Raw genomic sequence first — 19,310 nt, forward strand, 5'->3', positions numbered from 1 at the left:
GGCATTCCAGCATCGATATACTTATGTTTACATTCCATATACAAATGTGGACATTGGGCCTCCTCACCCCACTTTCTCAGCTTGAAATCGGAAGGCCATCCTAATAATGTAACTGTCCAATAAAAAGAAAGCCGAACGAAATTCAGCTATGGTAACTGAAGATCGTCGGCTCAATAGCAAACTTATGAAGGTGATAAGAGGGCTGAAAATGAGTGCAGAGCCTGTTTAAATTGGCAGACTGCTTGAATAGAATTAAGCAATTCCCAATCTCCGCTAGCCTTTGGTCGCGCCTGCCGTCAAACCGCGGTCGACAAAGTGGCGCTGCAAGTACATGAACAGCAGCGAAATCGGTATGGCAATGAATACCGCTCCCGCGGCGAACAGAGATTCCCCCTTATTCATATCGTTTGGCCTTGCATCCAGCTTTGGACTTCATAGCGCAGCGTCTTGCTGCCGTCGGCGATGAACCGCCGCTTCGGCACGTCCTCCCCCTCCGGACCCGCTTCCCTCAGACCCGAATGCTCCGAGATGTGGAAAGCAAATCCCGTATTTCTCGGCAGGATAAGCCGTCTGCGGTAGGAGCGCGGCCCGGACTTCTCCAGTTCCGCCCCCGCGTACACTCTCGCTGTGGCCGGAGTGTCGTCGGGAACGATAACTTCCAGCTCCACTTCGACCTCTTCGGACAATTCCGGCACGATCCGGATTGTTGTCGAAGCGGTCAGCGCATATCCGCTGTATATGATCTCGCACTCCCCCGCCTTGGCCGCCCGGATCAAGCCTGCCGGGTCGACCGCTGCTGCGCCTTCGGGCGTTACGCGGAAGCTTGCATCCAGATCGACCGACACTAAACCGCTTTCATACGAGACAAGCGGGTAGACCCATGCGTCGGTTCCCGCAATCCCTGCGATTGGATCTCCAGTCAACTCGGCCGAGACAGGCGCTCCTTTGTCTCCGAAGAAGAAGATAAGCGGCGCATGCACCCTCCGTTCCCAGGCGGCTTCGTTATGCTCGGCCATCGGCTCGTAACAGAACACGAGGTCGTCTCCGGACCGGTAGCCAAGCTTTGTGAAATGCTCCGCCATGCGCCTGACGTGATCGACGCGCACGGTCATGCCTTCCATGCCGCCCGTATCTATCCAGATTTGAAGCGGCCCTTTCTCGTCGAAGGTCTGAACGATGGGCAGATGCGTCATCGATTCCTCGTCGTATTGGGCAAAATAAGGCGAAACGATAGCCAGCTTCCCGAAAACATTGGAACGGCGGAACCCGATATGGTAAGTCGCAAGCCCGCCTCTAGACGAACCCATCAATGCGGTATGGCGGCTCTCCCGCTTCGTCCGGTATGCACGGTCGATGTGGGGCTTCACTTCCTCCGTCAAGAAACGTTCGTAGAGCTCTCCCCGGCAAGGGTAATCAAGCTCCTCCGCGTATGGGCCTTGATGCGCGAACTCGCTGCTGCGCTCCAGTCCCATGTTCGAGACCGCCACGACGATTAATTGTTCAATTCGCCCTTCCGAGATCAGCCGGTCGCATACGCGGTGCAGGTTCCAGGACTGCCCATTAAACGCTTCATGGAATACATTCTGCCCGTCATGGACGTACAGCACCGGATACGTTCTGTCCGCTTCCTCCCCGTAGCCGGGCGGCAAATAAACGAAAATATCCCTTTCGTTGCCCATAATGTCCGATTGAAACCCCGCGATGGTTTCCACTCGCGATAACTGCGTCATTCACACCTCCTCCCCTCTTCCCGCATCGGGCCTTATATCTATCCAATTATGAACCGTATAGGCGACTCTCTTGTCCCCGTCCGCGACAAGCCTTCTGTAAGGCAGGCGCCCGAAATCCTGGTCAACCTCTTCCTTATCGTAGCCGCGGGTGATGAGAAAATCGAAGGTTAATCCTCTAGGCAGCCGGACCGTTCCGCCGTACAATCCTTTGCCGAGCTTCGGAACGCCGAACGTCGCATAGATCTCGGCATCGTCCGGCGTCGTATCCGGCACGCGAATTTCAAGCTCGACGTCGACTGTCTCGGACAGCCGTTCCACGACCGTATACGTCCGGGCCGCTTCCTGGCCCCCATAGCTGCAAATAATCGTAGCGGTGCCTGGTTTCTGCGGAAGCAGCCGTCCGTCTGGCGAAATCCCGAGTACGTCCGGATTGTCAGTCCGGTAATCGGCACTGAGCAGGCTGAAGCGAATGCCGTTGTGAAGAGCGGCAACCGCGTTAATGACGACTGCGGGCCCGTCGACTCCGACGATATCGTCTCCTTCAAGCGCGAGTCCCGATACCTCGCCGGCTTCACCGAAGAAGTGCAGCAGCGGCATGTGCGCCCGGCGGCTCCAGTCCCATTCGGAATGCGCGGCTTCCATGTCCAGGTAATAATATAGCTCCTCGCCTTGCTTCCAGCCCGCCTGCTGCATGTTTTCCGCAACGCTCCGCACGTGGGACGGCATGAAGAACCCCTCCGCCCCGCCTATGTCCATCCATATTTTCTGCCCATCGTTATAAGGGTATAGCCGATACTGATGCGTTTCCGCCAGCGTGCCGGGATCTACCTGGACGAAAAAAGGCGACAGGATGCCTAGCATGCCGAATACGTCCGGACGGCGAAGCCCGATGTTGTACGTCGCAATCCCGGCCGCCGAGGCACCCATTAACGCGGTATGCTCCGCATCCGGCAGCGTCCTGAATCCGCGGTCTACGATCGGCTTCAGCTCTTCGATCAAAAAATGCTCGTACAGCTCGCCGACGCAGCGGATGGGATACGCGTACAGGTCATGGAAATATTCGCTGGTCCCGTCCTCGTACTTATGCTCGACCGCCACGATAATAACGGGCCTGATGAGCCCTTCGGCTATGAGCCGGTCGGCTACGCGGTGCATCCCCCAGGACTCTCCGGATGGCTTGCTTGGCTCGAATACATGCTGGCCCACGTGCATGTACAACACGGGATACCTTACCGACAGATCATCGTCATAGCCCGCAGGCAAATAAATATATATGTCTCTCTCGTTCCCTAGCCGGGATGCGTGCACCCCGGGCAATACGATCAGCTTCGATGGAGCCGAATTCGCCATTTTGCATAACCCCTTCTGCGAACTTAGTTCTTCGAATATTTTAACTTAACCGGTTAAGTGGTTTCAGTATAGGTCGTTTCCCAAGGCTTGTCAACGGCTAGTTTGACATCCTTCCAAGTCCGGACTTATGATTATCTAAACTTATGATCCTAACGAGGCGGTTCCCGATACGATGAAAAAAACGACACTCCGCGACGTAGCCAAAGAAGCTGGCGTCTCTGTCGCCACGGTAAGCTACGTCCTTAATCACGTGAGCACCCAGACGATTCCGGAAGAGACGCGGCAGCGGGTCTTCACAGCTGCGAGCAAGCTCCATTACGTTCAGAATCTGACGGCCAAGTCACTCTCGCTGGGCAAAACCAACGTCCTCGGCGTGCTGTTCGTCAGCACGGGCGGCGCCCGCATTCCGAAGCCGGTCAGCTACGGCGTATTCCTTGACGGGCTGGAGCGCCGATGCCGGGAGCAGGGCTATCATCTGCTTGTATCCCAGATCGATCCGGCAGAGCCCAATTTCGAGATTATAGCCGAGCGTAAGCTGGACGGCGTCTTTCTGATCGATGCTATCGAGCAATCCTTCCATGCGATATCGAGGAATCTGCAATACGGCTCGCCGCTGATTATCGTCGACAGCCTGATCGACGACTCCTTGTTCCGGCAAGTCAATCCTGATTTCCAGCGAATGTTCAACGATCTGAGCGCGTCATTGCCGGCCGGACAACCTTATGCGCTTATTCACGAACGCATGTCGAACGAGCGTTATCAAGAGATCATCCGGTCCGCTTCAGGATTGGATGAATCGAGCGTATTCGCGGCTGGCAGCGACGAGGATCAGCTCAGGCATTTTATCCAGCGGCACGAGGACAAGCCCCTCGTTGTCGTCAACGAATTTCTGGCCTTGCAGGTATTGAAGTACCGGAGTCCGGAGAGCCTTGTCGTGGTCTGCACCTCGGAATGCCCGGAGCTCCTTCCCGAGCGGGTCAAGAAGTTCGTCTTCTCCCGCTCCAAGGCCGAGGTCGCTTTCAGCTTGATGAGCGCGCTGCTGCACACTCCCTTCGGCGCTTCTGAGGATGAGTATATCTCGCTGAGCATGACGAATTAAACTGCTAATGACGTCACAGACCTGTGAGCACTCGGGGACCAAGCATCGAACCATGAAACGAGCAGCAGTGAGCGGCTCGCTTGGCATAAACCTGTTCGAAACAGCAAATGGCTTCGCCCATGTCAAGGGTGAAGCCATTTGTCGTTTCATATTTATCTAGCGGCAATAGAGGTTTCAGCCCTGCTGCTTTTTTTAAATAGCAAGACGGCAAGAAGCAAAGCAATGCTTACAGCGGCAAAACCCAGCCAATTCAAATACAGGACAGATGTGCCACTGATAACAAGCCCGCCTAATCCAGATCCCAGCGCAAATCCAAATTGGATGAACGAAGTATTTACGCTAAGGGCAATGTCCGGATTCCGAGGCGCCAGCGTAACCAGATATAGCTGCTGGGCAGGGGAAATGCTCCACGTTGCCAGCATAAAAATCATGATAACCAAAATAAGTACAAAGAGATTCACACCGGCTAAAGCGAACAAAAGAAGAGTCGCCCCCTGCAGCACAAGTCCGAGAAAAATGGTGAATTTCGATCCCTTTGCATCTGCTAGTTGTCCGCCCGCTTTCGAACCGACAAAGCTGCAAATTCCCGCCAGGAATAGCACACCGCTTATTTCTGTTATAGAAAGAGAGGAAGTGGCTTGCAAGTATGGCGTGATATAAGTGAAAAGGGTCGAATAGCCGCCGACATAAAATAAAGTAATAGCCAAGGCAGTCAGAACTGTCGGATTCCCTAACATAGAGAGCTGCATGCCAAGGGTTACTTTTTCTTCTTCCTTGATTGACGGGATCTTTTTGTAGATGATAAGTAAAGGAAGAACACTTAATACACCGATTAAAATAAATAGAGCTCTCCATCCGAATATCTCGCTAAAAAAAGTGCCAATGGGAACGCCGAGCACCAGCGAACTGCTCAGCCCCATCAAAATGATGCCGATGGCATTGCCCCTTTTTTCTTTTTCCACAAGTCGCGTGGCTATGGCCATGGCTACTACGGTAGCGATTCCTCCGCTGGCCCCTTGAATCATTCGCACCCATAGCAATGTTTCATAGGCGAGGTCCGCCAACATAAGTACGTTGCTGGCAATAAACACAGTAAGGGTGGCCATCAGCAGCTTCTTGCGATCCGCATTAATCGTTAATGCAATTAATATCGGAGCGATAATGGCCGCTGCGAGGGCAAACACAGTCACCATTAACCCGGCTTCGGAAGTCGATACTCCCAAATCCAAAGCGATCATTTCAATGACTCCCGTAATAATGTATTCAATGGTTCCAATCAGAAAAACAGCCAGTGCCAAGACATAGATGATCCATTTATTACTCATTCCCTGACTCCTTCTCCGGTTATCTATTTATAATTGGTATTTGTATTTCTATGAATTGAGCATCTTGCTCTGGGGATAATGGCAAATAGATTTCCCTGCTATATTCATTTTCCTTGATTTGATAATTATTTTTTTCTATCCATGAAGCTAAATAAACACAAGCCGTACCGGCAAAGTGAGAGTTTGAACGGAAAGCCAGTGTAGCCATCATCGGCTCAGGAGGAAGCGTCCGCAGCTGAAAGGAGTCTAGAGGCAATAGCGGCTCACCGGTTACAAAATAGCCGACTTCAAACTCAAATTCATCCTCTGTTCCGTGTAGTTCCTTCCACAACACAACCTGCGGACCTTGCGCCAATTGGCGCATTTCCTTTGTTAACAGCTGATCAAATTGACGGAACAACTCTGGAATGTCCTCTTCCCTCCCGCATGCTTTCTGAAAAAGAAAGGACTTGGCGCCTTCCGATTTGAATCTGACTTCTTGTCCCGTTTCGGCTTGCCCTTCTGTTTCTATAAGCTGCATACGCTCCTCAATTCTGGCGAGCTTGGCTTGTTCCGTATCGATGATTTGCTGGATTTCGCTTCTTTTCAGCTTAAACATCCCTTGAATATTCTCCAAAGTGATATCTTCCTGGAGCAGCTGTGTAATCTGCGGCAAGGTGAAGCCCAATTCCTTATAAATTAAGATTCGGTTGAGCTCGAGAAGCTGATCTGCGGAATAGTAACGGTAACCCGTATCGTGATCCACCCTTCTCGGCTTTAATATGCCAATCTGGTCATAGTAGCGCAGTGTTTTTAAGGAAACCCTGCTGAGCCTGGAAAACTCACTGATTTTAAACAAAATATCAACTCCAATCTATAACATAAGGCGAGTATACAGTTTCCCCTGCAGGGGAAAGTCAAGGATGCAGCTTCATTTTGTGCTAGTTGATTTTTATGCCGTTTGGTGTGATATTCCGTAGTATACTTTTATCACAACAAACTAAAGGAGCTCAATTTCCCTATAACTGAGATTTAATTTGGCCATCTCCAGCAGGCAACGATTACTTACAAAGATTATTAAGTACCTAGAATCTTAAAAAACAAAAAGTTATTTACACTTTCTCAGCTTCCTAAATCTTAGTAATTGGAAAAATCCAGGATAGGATCACGTCCTCTTTAGGAAGATTCATTAGTCAAAGAGACTACTCAAAAGCTTAAGGAGGTTGCGGATTTTTCCGGCAGCTTCGTCCTGGTTGTATTATGGACTTAATGTTTCCCGTTAGCAGAATGACAGTCTCGCCGAAGACTCAAGCTGCTAACGGAACTCACAGGCCTTATCTGCGTTCAAAACCGTATTCGTAGATTCTAACGGAAATGTAAGCCCTTATTGGCCCAATATCCACTGTCCACCACCGAAACACTGCAAATAGCGTCTGTCAGTTCCGTTAAATGAACAATACTGCCTGAAATAGGTAGAATAACGTCTGTTGGTTCCGTTAGAATTTTGCAATTTACAGATTTAAAAATACCATCCTCCACCACTACGAACAACGGCAGCCGATCTTAGGCGGCTGCCGTTGTGTTTTGTGGGGCTAAAACTTCCCGATAGTTCAATTCCTTGCTGTATAGACTTAGATGCCGAAATGAACAATCAGTTGGTCATTATTTGAAGCTTTGACGGCTAAGTTAATTAATGATTCTAATTCACTCTGCATTGCTTCTCGCTTCAGCCAAATTGTAGTCTCTACCCAGTAACCATCTTCATTCTTCTCTTCTTTCCAAACGGTTTCTCCTCTTAAACTAAATGTATCAGTTGCTTCTTCGATTAGTTTAAGCCATTTAGCTAATATACTTATCAGCTTCTCTGCTCCCGTTTTGTTAATAACAGTTACCCCATAATAGTTTAACCCTATGTGACTCTCTCTCTTTTGTCTCAGGATTATATAAAGGCAACCAGTTCAAAAAGTCCGTCATGTATTGAATAATTCCATCTGATACTACAGACTTCCCAATCCATGTATGACGATTAGCTCGGTACCATTCATATCTGTCATTCAAGTCAAAGTCGCAGTTAAGCAGAAAAAATTCATGGGTTAAACTCATAGAATTACCTGGGTTTGCCCGTGCAAAATTAATGTCCTGCAAAAACTATATTACCACACATTGGAACTAAACTACCCATTAGCTTAATGAGGCCAAGATAATCTATCGCTTTACCTACTCAATCTGATGCTTTGTTTTCTTTGAACAATCTAGCTTGCAGTTTTATCCTTGCTTCAGCGGTTGTAAACCCGCTGCCAACAAGATTTGTGCTCTTCTAATCGCCCGGGCAGAGGCTTTTAGCTGCGTAAGCTTACTTGTTCTTGCATCGTCAAACGAACTCGATTTTTAATGGGTTGCATCTATGAATTCTTCTTTTTGATACTACTAATCAATAAAATGCACGTATTGCAGGAACCTCTTCAGCATAACCGCTGCCTGCGCCCTCGTTGCATACTCTGTCGGCGCGAAGCGTCCGTCTTCAATCCCGTTCATAATGCCGACTTCCAATGCTCGGATTACCGCCGCTTTCGCCCATGAAGAAATGGAGTCTCGATCCGTGAAAGCGGCCAGGCGGCCCCCGTCTTGTCCATCGCCACCGCTTCCATGTCCGGTGAAGGTTAAGGCGCGGCCGATCAACACGGCCATTTGCTCGCGGGTAATCGGGTCGTTAGGCGCAAAACGGTCGACACCGATGCCGCTCACCAACCCGCTCGCCACCGCCGCTTCAACCGCAGACGCATACCATGCGGACGCAGGGACATCCGCAAAACGGGCACCGCCCTCGCTCTCCTTCACGGACAGCCCCAGCCCGCGAACGAGCAAGGCCGTGAATTCCGCTCGAGTAATGGTTCCCACTGGCCCGAAACGGTCAGCCGCTACGCCGTTCACCAGCAGCTTGGACGCCAGATGCTCCACATCCTCCTTCGCCCAGTATCCGTTTAAGTCGACGAATTTTCGGGCCTGCACATCTACGACTGTGTACAAGCTGTTATGCGGCACGTTCAGAATCGCTTCCGTTGTGCCGTCTGGACCGGTTTCCAGCTGTGCCGGAAAAAAATCGATGGTTCCGGCTGCCGGGATATACTGAACGGCAACCAGGTTACGGTTCGTTTTCTCTCCGTCCAATTTAATGGTCCGGATCAAGTATGATCCGCCGAAGTCGCGCACCTCCAACGTTTTCCCGTTTGCTTCCGCCGTCACCTTGTAGTCGATGACGTCGGCGAATACAGCAAAACCTTGGGAAACGCCAATCCGATCGATCTCCTGTCGAACATCCTCTCCCGCCTGCTCCTGAGTGATGCTTACGGCCAAATCCGACACTTCCGCGTCGAGACGCTCTGCCAAACCGGTCAGATTGATCGCGCTTATCCGCAATTGAAAGCTGGAGTCGTTCAGCCTCACCTCGATAATCGCATTCGGATAATCCTTGGCCATATCCGCTATCCAGTCAGCGGGAAAACGTGTCTGTACCGCTTGCTCCCGATCGCCGATTTTAATGCTGACAAACGGTTGCTTCGCATCTTTCAGCAGTTCCAGCACTCGCTCCCTCGTCCGTTCGGAGAGGATGACCTGTTCGATCACCGTGCCGTCCGAACGCGTGACCCCTTTGATGTCGGTTGGACCGACAAGAACAGTAATCCCAGCCCCCTGATTTATCTTCACGGTCGTCTCCAATGTGATCGGTTGATCGCCGCCATTCGACGGAGACGGTGTTGAGATGCCGGTGAGGGTAATGGCTTTCACTGCTTCATTGCCTACCTCGTCTCGGGCATATACGGTATAGTCGCCGTTGGCAGCTACGGTGAATTGACGCGCGGCCAAAATATCGGTTCCTTCCGTTCCGCCGGCAAAATCAGCCTCGCTAAGGTTTCCAGGCAGCCATCGGAGCTCCGTCAGCGTATTACCCGCAGCTGCTCCGTACACGCTTGCCATCACGCTGACCGCTTTACGTGCCGATCCGTTCGACGCAACCGTCAGGGTAACATCGGGCGGTATCGCTACTATACGTATTCCGCTCGTGTCCGGTGCTTTGTACGACAGTGAAGCGGCGGCTCCGCCGGAGGCGCGAACGATGCTTGCGCCGTTCGGGAGCGCAAGCGCGGCGGCAACTTCAATACCGTCCACATCCGCGAGCCCGGCCGGAACTTCGTATTCGAAAGCAAGTTCCGTCAAAGCCGTGCCGCGCGCTCCCGTGTACGTGGCATATACCGTCTGAGTCACGGAATCGTCTCCGACCATGATCGGAACGGCCGGTGTCCCGGCCACGGTTACCCCGTATCCGTAAAATACCGTAAAGCGAAGCGTGTCGCTCGTGCCGTACAAGTCATTAGCCGAGGCGGTTAGCACCAACTCCACCCAAGCGGCTTCGAATTCCGCCAGAGCATGGCTCAAACTGGCGGCGGCCTCATCTAATAGAATCTGAGATTGGTTTTCCGCATCGTCGGCAATAGCCTGCGCCGCATCTATCGCGGTCTGCAGGGCAGCGCGGTCGTCTGCCGACGTCTGCCCCACGTTGACGCCTTCCGGATGATCCGTCAACGCCTGGTGCGCCGCCGTGATTGCCGCGATTAGTGCCGTCGGAATGCCCGGTTGAAGAACTGCGGCATTAAACACTTGAACCGATGAATTTAACTGGCCGACGGCAGTATCCAATTGAGCCTGCGTGTAATTACTCGCGTTATCAAAAATCTGCTGCGCAGTACCGATGGCAGTTGCCAGCGTGGTGCGAGTTGCCGCCGACGTCTGCCCCACGTTGACGCCTAGCGGATGATCAGTCAATGCCTGCTGCGCCGCCGTAATCGCTACGCCCAGCGCCGTCGGAATGCCCGGTTGAAGAACTGCGGCATTAAACACTTGAACCGATGAATTTAAATGGTTAACAGCAGTATCCAGTTGTTCCTGCGTGTATTTGCTCGCGTTATCAAGAATCTGCTGAGCAGTTCCGATGGCAGTTGCCAGCGCGGTGCGAGTTCCGGCCGACGTCTGCCCCACGTTGACGCCTTGCGGATGATCCGTCAATGCCTGCTGCGCCGCCGTGATCGCCGCGACCAGCGCCGTCGGAATGCCCGGTTGAAGAACTGCGGCATTAAAGGCTTGAACCGATGAATTTAACTGGTTAACGGCAGTATCCAGTTGTCCCTGCGTATAATTGCTCGCATGATCGAGAATCTGCTGCGCAGTTCCGATGGCAGTTTCCAGCGCGGTGCGAGTTCCGGCCGACGTCTGCCCCACGTTGACGCCTTGCGGATGATCCGTCAACGCCTGCTGCGCCGCCGTGATCGCCTCGGCCAGCGCCGTCGGATCGCCGGATGAGATAATCATGTCTTCGAATGCATCTATCGCCGTTTCCAAACTTGCGATAGCCACGTCCAATTCGTCCTGCAGATATTGGGCGGCCTGATTGAAAATTTGTTGGGCTGCAGCAATCGCATTCTGCAAAGCGATGCGGTCTCCCGCCGACGTTTGTCCCACGTTTACGCCTTGCGGATGATCCGTTAACGCTTGCTGCGCCGCCGCGATCGCCGCCCCCAACGCCGCGGGATTGCCGGCCTGGACAATTTGCGCATGGAATGCCGCGATTGAAGAAGTCAGTGGGGTAGCGGCGTCAGCCAAGTCGGAGGCGACGGTGGCATTCCCGATTCCGTCGACATAAAGCTTGGCTGCGTCATAGGCTGCAGACAAGTCGTTGTAGGTATTCGCCGGCACTTGTCCTACGCCGGTGCCCGGCAGGTGAATTTTCAACAACGACTTGGCGCTTGCGACCGCTTTAAACAGCCCCGTTCCGTCCACAAACGCATGTCCGTTGCTCGCCGCATAAGCGGCTGCGGGAGAATTGGCAATTCCAAATATTTTGAGATTGCCCGGATTGGCCGCAAATACGCCTGTCCCAAAAGTTGTTGCATCGCCTAACACCGTTACGCTTGTCAAGCTGTTATTATAAAATGAGCTGCTGGCGACATTCGTTACACCAGCCGGGATGACCAGATTCGTAATGCGATTGGTGTCGAAAGCCCCGCCATTAATCGTCTTCAGATTTTCCGATAATTTAATTGATGTCAAACTATTCATATAGAATGAATAGTTGCCGATAGTCGTCACACTGTCCGGAAAAACGACGGTTGTAAGCGGATTGTTTTCGAATGCGCTGGCGCCGATCGTTAACAAGCTATCAGGAAGGTCTATGGAAGTGAGGCTAGTATAACGAAATCCATACGTTTGAATGACCTTCACACTGTTCGGAATTACGACACTTGTAATTTTAGGTTTGCCCGTACCGTATGTATCAAATGCTGATCTCCCAATCTCGGTTACAGTTGTCCCTTCGTACGTAGCAGGAATAAGCACGTTCAGATCCGTGCCCCCGTAGTTCGCAACCGTTGCGCCGTTGGAACCGACTGTAAAAGTAAAGTCGTTCTCGGCTGCATTTACAGTTCCAATCTGAGAGAATGAAGTCCCGAATGCAAATAATGCAATTAATAGGCAAATGACTGAATTTTTCATGATTTTTCTCCTCTACTATAATGGATGAAGCAGATAGGTTTCTGCGGTATCTGCAACTGGACGAATACTTCATCTCATTATAAAGAAGGCCAATAAAAGAATTATGAAAGAATCAGTCAAATTCGCGCACTATCAAGCCTTGCGGGATTTTGACGTTTTTGTGAAGTCGACTTTCGGATCATGATGTTTTATTTGCAAGTGAGCACAAAGCAGAGTCAAAGATTATATCTATTTTTATAACAATCATCGCCCGCAGAGAAAATTAAATAAGCTGTCTCCGGTACAATACCGAAAACAGCTTATTGGGTTGGTTTTTTCTAAATGTCCACTAGCAGTATAGCCAGTTCGGTTAGTCTAACACTTTATTTTCTTCGGACAACAACCGTTATTGCGTCTCTTCCCCCTACTCCACCGTCACACTCTTCGCCAAATTCCTTGGCTTATCTACGTCATGTCCTAGCGCCAGGGAGGCGTAATAGGACAGCAATTGCAGCGGTACGACAGCAAGCGCTGGCGTCAGCAGCGGAAGCGTACGCGGGATGACGAAGGTCTCGTCGACGGACTTCGCGATCTCGTGTTCGGAGCCGCTGTTCGCTACGGCCAGCACATGAGCGCCGCGCGCCTTCACTTCCTTAATGTTGCTAAGCGTTTTCTCATATAGCGCTTCTTGCGTGACGAGCGCGATGACCGGTACGCCTTCTTCGACAAGCGCAAGCGTGCCATGCTTCAGCTCGCCGGCTGCGTACGCCTCGGAGTGAATATACGAGATTTCCTTCAGCTTAAGCGAACCCTCCTGCGCAACAGCGTAGTCGACGCCGCGGCCGATGAAGAACAGGCTTCTGTGATGGGAGATCGACTCCGCTACTTGCTTAAGCACCGGTGCCTGCTCCAGAATCTGCTCCACCTGCTCCGGCAGCGCATGAAGTCCAGCGATCAACTCCTCCACGGTCGCCCGCTCCTGCGAGCCCAACACTCCAGCCAGATGCAGGCCGAACAGGTAGAACGCGATCAATTGCGACGTATACGCTTTGGTAGATGCGACAGCAATCTCTGGGCCTGCCCAAGTGATGATGACATCATCCGCCTCGCGGGCGACGGAGCTGCCGACCACGTTCGTAATCGCCAGCACTCTGGCGCCATGGCTTCTAGCTTCGCGCAGCGCAGCAAGCGTATCCGCTGTCTCACCCGATTGGCTGACGACAATGACCAGCGTATCCGGCGTAATAATTGGCGAACGGTAGCGGTATTCCGAAGCGACATCCGTCTCCACCGGAATGTGCGCGAGCGACTCAATGACCGACTTGCCGACAAGTCCGGCATGGTACGCAGTGCCGCAAGCGACAATATGCACCTTCCGAATCGAACGAATGTAGTCTTCCGACATCGTTAGCTCTTTTAATTGGACGGACTTTCCATCATCCGAGATTCTGCCGCGCATCGTGTCGCGATATGCCTTCGGTTGTTCGTGGATCTCCTTCAACATGAAATGATCGAATCCGGCTTTCTCCGCTGTCACAATATCCCAGTCGACATGAAATATTTCCTTGGAAATACTTTCGCCGCCGGTCGTCATCAGTTCGACACCACTCTGTGTCAGTACGGCCATTTCGCCGTCGTTCAAAATATACACATCCCGCGTATGCTCCAATATTGCGGGAATATCCGAGCCGATAAAATTCTCGCCGTCACCGACACCAATAACGAGCGGGCTTGCGAAGCGTACGGCAACCAGCCTTTCAGGCTCGTATTCCGTCAATACGCCTAGCGCGAATGCGCCGCGCATCCGTGCTACCGCGCGCTGCACCGCTTCGACAATATTGCCGTCGTATTCATCGGCGACAAGATGCGAGATGACTTCTGTATCCGTCTCCGACACGAATACGCGGCCTTTCGCGATCAGTTCATCCTTCAAGTCCAAATAGTTTTCGACAATTCCGTTATGCACAACTGAGAACTTGGCGGAATTGTCCGTATGCGGATGGGAATTGACGTCCGACGGCTTGCCGTGCGTCGCCCAGCGCGTATGCCCGATGCCGACAGAGCCTTCCAGCGGCTCACCCTTCAGCTTATCCTCAAGTACAGCGAGACGGCCTTTCGATTTCTTGATCTCAAGCCCGTTCGACGTGAAGACGGCAATACCCGCGGAGTCGTACCCCCGATACTCCAGCTTTTTCAGACCTTCCAGCAAAATATCCTGAGAGCCGCGTTTACCAATATATCCTACGATACCACACATAATTTAATAGACCTCCGTTATCGGTATATTTCCCCCGTCCAACGGATGCCTGCCTATGCGCAGCCAAGGCAGCTATGAAGTTGTCACATATTCATTCTTATAGAGGTTGTTCAAAAAGTCCATGCTCAAAGAGAGGCCGCCGTCACTAAGGCGCCTGTCTTTCCTGAACGTCCATTATAGTCTCTCGAAAAAACGTGTAACTCTCCTGCCCGAGCCGGCCCCACAGGCGGCATCGCAGACATATGGGAGCAAAATTTGCAGCAGCCTGCCGCACGTTTGTCGGATCGGTCGCCCGATCGTTTTGCGTTACGGCTTACGGTTGGCCCGCTATATACCGGAAGGTCCCCGCCGAATGCTTCGAACACCTTCACCTCGTCAGCTTCCCGTATGAATGGCATATTCCGCTAGCCCCTCTCAGGACCGCATCCCCCACTCATCACGAAAGCTCTGGCGCTTGTGGATCACGTACAACCTCTATCCTCGCTTTCCTTCTTGAATCATACTACCTATCATATTCATTTTGCCGTTCTCGCGCAACCATTTTCTGAAAACAGCCCGATATCGACGACAAGCCTATTTTTATAACAGGTATTGCCAATTCCCTCAATCGTATGCTACTATTTGAATTAGATAGGGTTGTGAAATTAATCACAAAACTAATCTATTCGTTTATTTATCCTCTAAAATACCGATGCTTTGATTGTGAATTTTTTCCCAATCATCGGCTTGAAGCAGTAAGCACGCCTATTGTGATGTACTAAAGGGGCGATCCTTTTTACCTTCATAAGTTTGTGATTTTTTTCTCAATATAAATAAGAAATGGCTGCCCCTATTCCATTAAGGAGATGATCGCTTGAAACAAATTGTCATTTTAGGCGGAGGATACGCCGGACTGCTCTGCGCGCTCACTGTACGGAAATTTGTCTACGACAATGAAGCTGTCGTCACACTTATCAACCGCTCATCCTCCCATCAGCTGATTACCGAGCTCCATCGTCTTGCAGCAGGCAATCTGCCGGAACAAGCCGTTGCCCTATCACTGACCAAGTTGCTCAAGGGCAAGCGCGTGCAGCTTGTAACGGAGGAGGTTACCGGCATCGATGCAGAGCAGCGTGAAGTGCGCACCAGCGGCGGCGACTACAGCTATGATTATCTGGTTGTCGCCATGGGCAGCCAGACCGCTTATTACGGCATTCCGGGGCTGGAGAAGCATAGTCTGCCGCTGAAATCGATACACGAGGCCAACCGGATCAATAGGCATATTCAGGAGTCGCTCTCTCGCTACAATCAATCCCGCAGGCCAGCCGATGCAACAATCGTAGTCGGGGGCGGCGGTTTGAGCGGCATCGAGATGGTAGGCGAAATCGCCGACATGCTGCCTAAGTGGTGCGGCGAGCATGGCATCCAGCGCGAGGACATTAAGCTGTACGGCATTGAGGCTTCCCCTTCCATCCTGCCTGGCTTTCCCGCTGAGCTGGCGGCCAGAGCCCAGTCCAGTCTGGAGCGGCGCGGAGCTAAGTTCATTGTCGGCGTGCCTATTGCGGCTTATGATTACCCTGTTGTTCTGCTCAAGAACGGCCAGTCCATCGCAACCCATACCTTGATTTGGACCGGCGGCATACAAGGGAATCCCATCGTAGCGGACTCTGCTATCGATACGCTTCGCGGACGCGCTGTCGTTAATGACTACTTGCAGTCGACGTCCCACCACAATATTTTTGTCGCGGGCGACAGCGCCATCTGCTATCAGGATAACGGCCAGCCGCTGCCGCCGTCCGCTCAGCTCGCCTGGCAGATGGGCGAAGCCGCAGGCTACAATCTGTTCGCCATGATGAACGGGATGCCGCTGCAGCCCTTCAAGCCGGTCATCTACGGCAAGCTGGCGAGCCTGGGACGCAAGGACGCTGTCGCTGCACTAGGCAGACACGACAGGCCGCTTAAAGGCCTTCCCGCTTCCCTGATGAAGGAAGCCAGCAAAGCCAAATATTTGACCCATATACGCGGCCTGCAAGCCTACCTGCACTAAATGCAACTAATCACAACACCCGGCATATACCCATTTCCCTAGGGGCGCCTTTCCCTATCCGAAAACAACAAAGGACAGCCAAGCGAAGCTTGATGCTTCTCTCAGCTGTCCTTCTCTATGTCTATAAAGCCTTACTTAACCTAGTTCACGTTTCACCACATTAGCGATCTGATCCACATACGCTTCTACCTGTTCCTTGTCAGGACCTTCCGCCATGACACGAATCAGCGATTCCGTACCAGATGGACGCACAAGCACGCGGCCATTGTCGCCTAGCTCCGCTTCCACCTGCTTCACCGCTTCTTCAATAGCGGCATTACCGTTGTACAGGCTCTTATCGGCTACCCGCACGTTCACCAGCTTCTGTGGGAACTTGCGCATCAGGCCTTTCAGCTCGCCCAGCTTCTTGCCGGAAGCCGCAACTGTCTCTACCAGCTGCAGAGCGGTCAGAATGCCATCACCTGTCGTAATGTAATCAAGGAAGATGACATGGCCGGATTGCTCGCCGCCCAGATTGTAGCCGCCGCGGCGCATTTCTTCCATAACATAGCGGTCCCCGACAGCTGTCTTTGCCGTCTTCAGGCCAATGCTCTCTGTACCTTTGAAGAAGCCGATGTTGGCCATGACCGTCGTTACGATAGTATCCTCGGCCAGCTTGCCCTCCCGCTTCAAGCGGTCGCCAACGATGCAGAGGATGTAGTCGCCGTCGACTTCCTCGCCCTTCTCATCGATTGCAATCAAACGGTCAGCATCGCCGTCGAAGCTCAGGCCGAGATCGGCGCCATGCTCCAGCACTTTCTCCCGCAGGTATTCCGGATGCGTCGAGCCTACGCCGGCATTAATATTGCGGCCGTCCGGCTCCGCGCCTACAGTCGTCACGTCCGCGCCAAGCTCGCGGAAGATCGCCGGAGCAAGCTGGTAAGCGGCCCCGTTCGCGCAGTCGAGAACGATTTTAAGACCGGAGAAGTCGCCCTTCACCGTTGTTTTCAAGAAATCCAGGTAACGCTGCTTCGCGCCTTCATCGGTTGTTACCGTTCCGATGTCACCGCCGACCGGGCGGGGAAGCTCGTCCTTCTCCGCATCCAGCAGCGCCTCGATCTCAAGCTCCGTCTCATCGGACAGCTTGAAGCCGTCCCCGGCAATAAATTTAATGCCGTTATCTTCAACAGGGTTATGCGAAGCGGAGATCATAACGCCGGCATCAGCACCCAGCTCCTTCGTCAAATAAGCCACCGCAGGCGTAGATACAACGCCAAGCCGCACGACACTTGCGCCGATCGACAGCAAGCCGGCGATTAGCGCCGCCTCCAGCATCGGGCCCGATATCCGGGTATCGAGGCCAATGACCACCTTCGGCTGATGTGCCGTTCTGGTCAGGACATAGCCTCCGCAGCGTCCGATCTTGTAAGCGAGCTCAGACGTAAGCTCTGTATTGGCAACACCGCGCACGCCGTCCGTTCCGAAATATTTCCCCATATTTATGTTTCCCCTCTATTCCCCATATTGTTACGATCCTTCTTACGATTAACGTATGAACACCCTAAGTGGTTGCGTCCTCTTTTTGCCAAGACATTAAAGAATTCGACGGGGATCGGCGGTTTGCGTCCACCAGCGCGTACTGGATGCTCCCGTTCGAGCCTGCTGACCGGGCGCTGGCATTGCCAGTCCCGCTTCCGCTATTGCCCGGACTGCCGCCTTCGTGGCCCTCTTCAGGCGGGCTTGTCGGGTTGCCGCCCACCTCGATATCCTCCGGCTCCTCGCCGCCATTCGAAGCGGTCGTATCGATAATCTCGATCGTTGCGCTTAGCGACTGGCCGTCAGCCAGCACCGGCTGCACATAGGGAGGCAGCTCCAGCTCCAGCGCGACCGTATGCGTCCCGGGATCCAGTCCGGCGACCTTCGCGACAACGGCAATATCATCCGCACGCACATCAGCCAGCACAGCCTCCGCCCCGCTTATCTCCAGATCTATCGTACCGCTCGCAGGGGTCGCCACCTGGGCGGCTATTCCCGGACCAGCGCCTGTTATTGTAATCGGTATATTCGACAGCTTGCGGGTCGTCGCTACCTCGACGACGATATCCAGGTCAATCTCTCCCGGATTGACTGCTTGAATATGATCGACAGGCGGAGCCTTCACCTTGATCGTCCCCGATTGCCTCACCTTCGACAGGTCAAGCACCGCGCCATCATAGATCGAGACCGCATCCAATTCTTCTTGCGTCGCATAGACCGTCACATGATCGACGCTCGGCTTCACCGACACAAGGCTCATGCCTTCTGGAAGCTCTCCGGAATACCGCAGCTGCAGAGGCACTTGCTTGAACGGCAGCGTCACCTTGACCTCAGCATGAATCGTTGACGGCTGGGCGACGGCATTCGGAATTTCCTGGCCTTCCGTATCGTAGACGACAAGCTTTGCTTTTTTGTTCACAACCGTTTTCTCTGCATCCGAGATATCCAGCGTCGCCGCAACAAGGCCTACCCGGTCCATATCATCTTTAGGCAGCGTCACCTGAACGCTTCTGCCGCCCTCCGACAGAATCTCCGGCTCGCCCACGACAAATCCGGAAGCCGGATCCCCTACGGTCATCACCTGAGCATCAAAAGTTTTGGTCACAATCTCCTCTATATGGACCATAACCCGTCTAGGCGAAAGCTCCACTTCCTTCACTCCGCGAGGCAGCTTAAGCGCCAGCGGCAGCTCCTGGAATCCCGGCTTGGTCACGCCCGACAAATCCACATTCACCACATAATCCGCGTTCGTCGCAGCTCGCAGGTTCGAGATCTTCCCCTCTACTACGAGCCTGGCTACCGTCGGTTCCATAGCCGTCAGCACGTACTTCTCCTCATCAAGGCCGATCGGGACAATCGTAGCCGCCTCGATGACCTTCGTGTCAATGCTGGAGGTTAGCGTCTGCGGCGACGTCTCCGGATCTATATGTACCACTGCGAACAACAGTACCCCTAATAATACAGAAATGATTTTCAGCGCAGTAGGATGACTTAGCCATTTATCCAT

The 19,310-nt window shown here is 52.7% G+C and carries 10 protein-coding genes and 2 pseudogenes; 3 read left to right on the forward strand and 9 right to left on the reverse strand.

From position 1 onward, the window contains the following. Positions 1-273: 273 nt before the first annotated feature. The 3 genes and pseudogenes from D3P09_RS17010 to D3P09_RS17020 all read right to left on the reverse strand — a co-directional run. Positions 274-387: pseudogene (locus tag D3P09_RS17010) on the reverse strand (sugar ABC transporter permease); the annotation flags it as partial. Positions 388-398: 11 nt separating this feature from the next. Then, positions 399-1,730, reverse strand: coding sequence for an alpha/beta hydrolase (locus tag D3P09_RS17015; RefSeq protein ID WP_120112384.1), 1,332 nt, complete (start codon positions 1,728-1,730; stop codon positions 399-401). Then, on the reverse strand, positions 1,731-3,080 hold the full coding sequence (locus tag D3P09_RS17020; protein ID WP_120112386.1) for an alpha/beta hydrolase: 1,350 nt from the start codon (positions 3,078-3,080) through the stop codon (positions 1,731-1,733). Between the two features lie 172 nt (positions 3,081-3,252). On the opposite strand from D3P09_RS17020, the gene D3P09_RS17025 reads away from it, so the two are divergent. Next, the gene (locus D3P09_RS17025) at positions 3,253-4,179 is read left to right on the forward strand and encodes a LacI family DNA-binding transcriptional regulator (protein ID WP_120112387.1); all 927 of its coding nucleotides are present in this window, start codon (positions 3,253-3,255) and stop codon (positions 4,177-4,179) included. Positions 4,180-4,331: 152 nt separating this feature from the next. Here D3P09_RS17025 and D3P09_RS17030 read toward each other — a convergent pair whose 3' ends face one another. The 3 genes from D3P09_RS17030 to D3P09_RS17040 all read right to left on the reverse strand — a co-directional run bounded on the left by D3P09_RS17030 (position 4,332) and on the right by D3P09_RS17040 (position 12,026). Beyond that, positions 4,332-5,504 carry an MFS transporter gene (locus D3P09_RS17030; protein ID WP_120112389.1) on the reverse strand — a complete coding sequence of 391 codons (1,173 nt, stop codon included), beginning with the start codon at positions 5,502-5,504 and terminating at the stop codon, positions 4,332-4,334. 19 nt (positions 5,505-5,523) lie between these two features. Next, entirely contained in the window at positions 5,524-6,342 is an 819-nt protein-coding gene (locus D3P09_RS17035; protein WP_120112391.1) for a MerR family transcriptional regulator, read from the reverse strand. A 1,568-nt stretch (positions 6,343-7,910) separates the two neighbouring features. After that, entirely contained in the window at positions 7,911-12,026 is a 4,116-nt protein-coding gene (locus tag D3P09_RS17040; RefSeq protein ID WP_120112393.1) for an S-layer homology domain-containing protein, read from the reverse strand. 217 nt (positions 12,027-12,243) lie between these two features. On the opposite strand from D3P09_RS17040, the pseudogene D3P09_RS17045 reads away from it, so the two are divergent. Continuing rightward, positions 12,244-12,366: pseudogene (locus D3P09_RS17045) on the forward strand (IS3 family transposase); the annotation flags it as partial. A 63-nt stretch (positions 12,367-12,429) separates the two neighbouring features. On the opposite strand, the gene glmS reads toward D3P09_RS17045, so the two are convergent. Further along, positions 12,430-14,262, reverse strand: a complete 1,833-nt coding sequence (gene glmS / locus D3P09_RS17050; RefSeq protein WP_120112395.1) for a glutamine--fructose-6-phosphate transaminase (isomerizing) — start codon at positions 14,260-14,262, stop codon at positions 12,430-12,432. An 853-nt stretch (positions 14,263-15,115) separates the two neighbouring features. Between glmS and D3P09_RS17055 the strand changes: the two genes are divergently transcribed. Further along, the gene (locus D3P09_RS17055) at positions 15,116-16,288 is read left to right on the forward strand and encodes an NAD(P)/FAD-dependent oxidoreductase (protein WP_120112397.1); all 1,173 of its coding nucleotides are present in this window, start codon (positions 15,116-15,118) and stop codon (positions 16,286-16,288) included. A gap of 135 nt (positions 16,289-16,423) precedes the next feature. Here D3P09_RS17055 and glmM read toward each other — a convergent pair whose 3' ends face one another. Both glmM and D3P09_RS17065 read right to left on the reverse strand, forming a co-directional pair. Beyond that, a complete protein-coding gene (gene glmM / locus D3P09_RS17060; protein WP_120112399.1) occupies positions 16,424-17,764 on the reverse strand; it encodes a phosphoglucosamine mutase in 1,341 nt (446 codons plus the stop codon). A 64-nt stretch (positions 17,765-17,828) separates the two neighbouring features. Continuing rightward, complete coding sequence (locus D3P09_RS17065; RefSeq protein WP_165867478.1) at positions 17,829-19,310, reverse strand: CdaR family protein; 1,482 nt, start codon at positions 19,308-19,310, stop codon at positions 17,829-17,831.

This window comes from Paenibacillus pinisoli (genome assembly GCF_003605435.1).
In the GTDB taxonomy this organism is placed as follows: Bacteria; Bacillota; Bacilli; order Paenibacillales; family Paenibacillaceae; genus Pristimantibacillus; species Pristimantibacillus pinisoli.